Genomic DNA, 5,251 nt, shown 5'->3' on the forward strand with positions numbered 1-5,251 from the left:
GTATGTCGCGGTGGGACATTTTTAAGTGTACGGTGCATGTATGAATCCGGAACGGAAGAGCCCGGAGCGGCGGAGCCGCAAGGCCCGCAGGACCCGGGAAGCGCTGGCGCAGGCCGCCTTCGAGCTGGTGCTCGACCACGGCCTGAGGCGCGTGACGGTCGAGGAGATCGCGGAACGCGCGGATGTCGACCGGCGTACCTTCAGCCGGTACTTCACGGGCAAGGAGGCCGCGGTCCTGGACTCGTTCCGGGGCGACGGCGACCGGATCAACGAAGCCCTGCGGGCCCGCCCGGCCGGTGAGCCCCCGCTCACCGCGTACCGCCGGGCCGTGGAGGACTGGCTGGAGGACCCCGGCACACCGGCCTGGCACCGGCGCGAGCGGGTCTTCGAGCTGGTCGTCCTCGCCGAGCGGGAGCCGACCCTCTACGCGGCGTTCCACCACATCCGGGTGGACGCGCAGGAGGATTCGGTCGCCATCGTCGCGGACCGGCTCGGCGTCGATCCGCGGTACGACCTCCGCCCCGCCGTCGCGGTCGCCGCGGGCGCCGGGGCACTTCTCGCGGCCCGGGCGGCCTGGGCCCGCGCCGGCCGGCCGGACGACCTGCCGCGACTGATCGGGCAGGCCTTCGACGCCCTGGCCGGAGAGCTGTTCGCACAGCCTCCCGGCGGGCGGGCGCCGTACAGCACCACGGAAGAAAGCAGAGACACATGAGCACCACCCCCACCACGCAGGAGTTCACCGGCCGAACGGCCCTCGTCACCGGCGGCGCCTCGGGCATCGGTCTGGCCCTGGCCCGCCGGATGGCCGCGGGCGGCGCGGCCGTCGTCGTCGCCGACTACGACGAGGCGGGCGCCCGCGAGGCCGCCGCCGAACTGGAGAACGCCGGAGCCAGGGCCGCGGCCGTCGCCCTGGACGTGACCGACCCGGCCTCCGTCGAGGCGGGCGTACGCTTCGCCGTCGACACCTTCGGCGCCCTGCACCTCGCCGTCAACAACGCGGGCATCGCGGGCCCCTCCAGCCCCACCGGCGCGTATGCGATCGAGGACTGGAACCGGGTCGTCGCCACCAACCTCAGCGGCGTCTTCCACTCGATGCGCTACGAAATCCCCGCCATCGTCGCGGCGGGCGGCGGCGCGATCGTCAACATGTCGTCGATCCTCGGCACCAACGGCTTCGCCGGCTCGCCCGCGTACGTCGCCGCCAAGCACGGTGTGGTCGGCCTGACCAAGACGGCGGCTCTCGAATACGCGGCCCAGAACGTCCGGATCAACGCGGTGGGCCCCGGCTTCATCGATACCCCGCTGCTCCGCGACACCGACGCCGCGGCCCGCGAGCACCTGATATCGCTGCACCCGGCCGGACGCCTCGGCACGGCCGAGGAGGTAGCCGAACTGGCCGCCTTCCTGCTCTCCGACCGGGCTTCCTTCATCCACGGCAGCTATCACCTGGTGGACGGCGGCTACTCCGCCCCCTGAGCGGCGCACGGCGGAACGGGGGCAACGGGGGCAGGGCTCGTGGGAACCAGGAACGTGAGGAGAACGCCATGAAGGCCGTCCAGTACCGCACCGTGGGCGCGGCGCCCGAGGTCGTCACCGTGCCCGACCCGGAGCCGGGTCCGGGCCAGGTGCTGCTGAAGGTCACCGCCGCGGGCGTCTGCCATTCCGACATCGCCGTGATGAGCCGGCCCGCGGAGCAGCTCCCGTTCCCGCTGCCGCTCACCCTCGGCCACGAGGGCGTGGGCACCGTCGCCGCCCTCGGCGACGGGGTGGGCGGACTCGCGGTGGGCGACGCCGTCGCCGTGTACGGCCCCTGGGGCTGCGGCACCTGCGTCAAGTGCGCCGAGGGCAGGGAGAACTACTGCCTGCGGGCCAAGGAGCTCGGCATCGCCCCGCCCGGACTGGGCGCGCCCGGCGCCATGGCGGAATACATGATCGTCGACGACCCGCGCCATCTGGTGCCGCTGGGCGGACTCGACCCGGTGCAGGCGGTGCCGCTCACGGACGCGGGCCTGACCCCGTACCACGCGATCAAGCGCTCGCTGCCCAAGCTGGTCCCGGGCGCCACCGCCGTGGTCATCGGCACCGGCGGACTGGGCCACGTGGCGATCCAGCTGCTGCGCGCCATGACGGCCGTACGGGTCATCGCCCTCGACGTCTCCGAGGACAAGCTGGCACTCGCCCGCACGGTCGGCGCCCACGAGACGGTCCTGTCCGACCGGGACGCGGCGGCGAGGATCCGCGGACTCACCGGCGGGATCGGCGCCCAGGTCGTCCTGGACTTCGTCGGGGCGCCGCCCACCGTCACCACCGCCGGGGCCGCGGCCGCGATCGACTCCGATGTCACGATCGTCGGACTCGGCGGCGGCGCACTGCCGGTCGGCTTCGGCTCGCTGCCGTACAACACCACGGTGACCTCCCCCTACTGGGGCTCGCGCGCCGAGCTCGCCGAAGTGCTCGACCTCGCCCGCGCCGGATCGGTCGAGGTCCATGTGGAGACGTACACCCTGGACGAGGCGCCGCTGGCGTACGAGCGACTGCACCACGGCAGGATCAACGGCCGCGCGGTCATCCTCCCCAACGGCTGACCGGGCCCACCGGGGGCCCGCCCGGGCGGGCCCCCGGGCTCACCGCGCGGCGACCAGGGGGCGCAGCGCGGTGTCACGCAGCCGGAGCACCGCCGGGGCGCAGCGCCGTGCCGCCGCCGTCAGCGGCCAGGCCACGAGCACCCCGGTCACCACCGCGGCCAGCACATCGTGCGGGTAGTGCACACCGATCCATACCCGGGACGCCGCCATCAGCGCGGCGGCCGTCACCGCGACCGCTCCGAGCCGGCGGTCGGCCAGCCAGATCGCCGTCGCCGCGGCCACGGCGATGGCCGTGTGGTTGCTGGGGAAGGACCAGTCGTTCAGCGCCGGGCAGGCCTCCACCGTCACGACATGGAGGGTCCGGCAGGGGCGCTGCTCGTGGAAGGCCGACTTCACCACTTCGTTGGCGAGGAAGGCGGCCACCACGACCAGCGGGGCGCTCAGCGCCATGGCGGTACGCGCGGGGTCGCCGGAGCGCGAGCGCCACCACGACACGAGCATCAGCAGGGCGAACAGCACGAGTCCGTACTCCGACCAGAGACGGACGGCGGTGTCCAGAGCGGCGGGGGAGCGCTGCGCCAGCTCCGTGACCCAGGTGTACAGGCCACCGTCGACCGAGACGGCGGTGGAGGCGAGCCGCATCAACTGTTCTCTCCTTCTGCGGTACGCCGACTGCGGGAACGGAGCAGTTCGGCGGCGAGCGGGACGAGGGAGACCACGACCACGAGCGCGACGATCGGCAGCAGATAGCGGTCGACGTTCGGCACCGAGGACCCCAGGGCGTAGCCCGCCAGGACCAGCCCGACCGTCCAGACCACCCCGCCCACCACCTGCCAGAGCGTGAACACCCGGAGCGGCACGTTGAGCGCCCCGGCCAGGGGGTTGAGCACCGTGCGCACCACGGGGACGAAGCGGGCCAGCACGATCGCCCGCGCATGCCCGTATCTGCCCAGCAGCTCCTCGGCGCGGGCGGCACCCTCGTGCAGCCGCCGGGCGCGGCTGCGGGCGAGCAGGGCCCGGCCGCCCCGTCTGCCGATCCAGTACCCCGCCTGGGCGCCGAGCAGGGCACCGGCCACGGCGGCGGCCAGGACCTGCGGCAACGACAGGTGCACCGGGCCGTGGGTGCCGGAGGCGCACAGCAGCCCCGCCGTGAACAGCAGGGAGTCGCCGGGCAGGAAGAAGCCGACGAGCAGTCCCGTCTCGGCGAAGAGCACGACGGCGATGCCGAGCGCGCCGAACGCCCCGAGCAGCGATCCCGCGTCCAGCGGGTTCACCGCCAGCGGCAGGGACGCCAGTGAGAATACGGACACGGTGGTGGGTCTCCCATAATGGTGAGCGGGCGGCCCGACGGAACGCCCGGACTGACTACAGTGATGTAGACGGTCTACATCACTGTAGACGCCCGATGGGGGAGGAGAGTTCCCATGTCCCAGGTGAAGGGGATATCGAGCGGCGAACCCGGCCCCCGCCCGCAGGGCGAACCGCCCGCCCGGTCGGCCCAGGACACCCCCCGGCAGGTCCCCGCGCCCCCTTCCGCCGCGGCGGAACGGAGGCCCGCCGGAGAGCTGGAGTCCGCCATCCTGGCGGCGCTGTGGGCCGCCGGGACCCCGCTCACCCCCGGGCAGGTCCAGAGCGCGATCGGCCCCTCCCTCGCCCGCACCACCGTCACCACGATCCTGTCGCGCCTGTACGAGAAGGGCACGGTCGCCCGCAGCCGGGCCGGTCGCGGATTCGCCTACACGCCCACCGAGGACGAGCCCGGACTGACGGCCCGCCGTATGCACAGCGAACTGCGCAAGCAGGAGGACCGCGGCACCGTCCTGGCCAGGTTCGTCTCGCAGCTGACCGACGAGGACGAACGGCTGCTGCGGGAGCTGCTCGACGGGGAGGCCCCGTGATCTACGCCGTCTGGGTTCCGCTGCTGATGCCGTTCCTCGCGGTGCCCGCCGCCCGCCGTCTGGCCGACGCGCTGGCCCCCGTGCGCGCCGTGCTGCTGCTCACCGCGACCGGAGTCGGTCTCGCCCTGTCCGGCCTCCTCGCCCTGGTTCTGCTCGTGGTGCCCGGAGCGACCCGTTTCTCCGTCGTCTCCGCCCTCGGCGAGCTGGTCCGCCCGCTCTCCGGGGCCGCCCCGGCCGTCGCCGTGCCCTTGGCGGCCGCCGCACTGGCCCTGCTGCTCGGCTGCGCCGCCGCCGTGGTCCGCGCCGCCCGCCGCCACTGGGCGGAGCTGGGTACGGCCCCGCCGTCCAACGCCCCCGCGGACGGCGAGCTGACCGTGCTGCGCGACAGCCGCCCGGACGCCTACGCGCTCCCGGGCCGCCCCGGAACCCCCGGCCGGATCGTCGTCACGACCGGAATGCTGCGCGCCCTCGACCCCGCCGAGCGCGAGGCACTGCTGGCCCACGAACGCGCCCATCTCGCGGGCCGCCACCACCTCTTCACCGCCGTCGCCGAGGCCGCCGCACTCTGTCACCCCGCACTGCGCTCGCTGCGCGCCCCCATGCGGTACGCCCTGGAGCGCTGGGCCGACGAGGCGGCCGCCTCGGCCGTCGGTGACCGGCGGCTCGCCGCCCGCGCCATCGGCCGTGCCGCGCTCGCCGTCCGCGCCGCCGGGGACGCCCCGCGGCCCCGCCCGCGGGCCGCGCTGGCGGCCGCGGCCGGTCCCGTAC

General features: G+C 74.4%; 7 protein-coding genes. 5 read left to right on the top strand and 2 right to left on the bottom strand.

The genetic code is table 11. The features are described 5' to 3' along the window. Positions 1–40 precede the first annotated feature (40 nt). The 3 genes from ACFCV8_RS35315 (at position 41) to ACFCV8_RS35325 (ending at position 2,585) form a co-directional block, all read left to right on the top strand. Positions 41–712 (top strand): TetR family transcriptional regulator, encoded by a 672-nt coding sequence (locus ACFCV8_RS35315; RefSeq protein WP_376689628.1) that lies wholly within the window; start codon positions 41–43, stop codon positions 710–712. Beyond that, complete coding sequence (locus ACFCV8_RS35320; RefSeq protein WP_376689629.1) at positions 709–1,476, top strand: SDR family NAD(P)-dependent oxidoreductase; 768 nt, start codon at positions 709–711, stop codon at positions 1,474–1,476. Before ACFCV8_RS35315 ends, ACFCV8_RS35320 begins: the two co-directional genes overlap by 4 nt. Before the next feature lie 68 nt (positions 1,477–1,544). Next, complete coding sequence (locus ACFCV8_RS35325; RefSeq protein ID WP_376689630.1) at positions 1,545–2,585, top strand: NAD(P)-dependent alcohol dehydrogenase; 1,041 nt, start codon at positions 1,545–1,547, stop codon at positions 2,583–2,585. Between the two features lie 39 nt (positions 2,586–2,624). On the opposite strand, the gene ACFCV8_RS35330 is transcribed toward ACFCV8_RS35325, so the two are convergent. Both ACFCV8_RS35330 and ACFCV8_RS35335 read right to left on the bottom strand, forming a co-directional pair. After that, on the bottom strand, positions 2,625–3,227 hold the full coding sequence (locus ACFCV8_RS35330; protein ID WP_376689631.1) for a phosphatase PAP2 family protein: 603 nt from the start codon (positions 3,225–3,227) through the stop codon (positions 2,625–2,627). Further along, a complete protein-coding gene (locus ACFCV8_RS35335) occupies positions 3,227–3,895 on the bottom strand; it encodes a DedA family protein (RefSeq protein ID WP_376689633.1) in 669 nt (222 codons plus the stop codon). The genes ACFCV8_RS35330 and ACFCV8_RS35335 overlap by 1 nt, the downstream gene beginning before the upstream one ends. A 255-nt stretch (positions 3,896–4,150) precedes the next feature. On the opposite strand from ACFCV8_RS35335, the gene ACFCV8_RS35340 reads away from it, so the two are divergent. Then, a complete protein-coding gene (locus tag ACFCV8_RS35340) occupies positions 4,151–4,483 on the top strand; it encodes a BlaI/MecI/CopY family transcriptional regulator (RefSeq protein ID WP_376689637.1) in 333 nt (110 codons plus the stop codon). Then, positions 4,480–5,251: M56 family metallopeptidase (locus tag ACFCV8_RS35345; protein WP_376689635.1), on the top strand; the 772-nt coding region annotated here is incomplete at its 3' end. The genes ACFCV8_RS35340 and ACFCV8_RS35345, both read left to right, overlap by 4 nt.

It is taken from the genome of Streptomyces sp. NPDC056347, from assembly GCF_042262625.1.
Lineage (GTDB): Bacteria > Actinomycetota > Actinomycetes > Streptomycetales > Streptomycetaceae > Streptomyces.

Coding starts and splice junctions, on each gene's coding strand:
- ACFCV8_RS35315 (WP_376689628.1), top strand. CDS start 41: ATGAATCCGGAACGGAAGAGCCCGGAGCGGCGGAGCCGCAAGGCCCGC.
- ACFCV8_RS35330 (WP_376689631.1), bottom strand. CDS start 3,227: ATGCGGCTCGCCTCCACCGCCGTCTCGGTCGACGGTGGCCTGTACACC.
- ACFCV8_RS35325 (WP_376689630.1), top strand. CDS start 1,545: ATGAAGGCCGTCCAGTACCGCACCGTGGGCGCGGCGCCCGAGGTCGTC.
- ACFCV8_RS35320 (WP_376689629.1), top strand. CDS start 709: ATGAGCACCACCCCCACCACGCAGGAGTTCACCGGCCGAACGGCCCTC.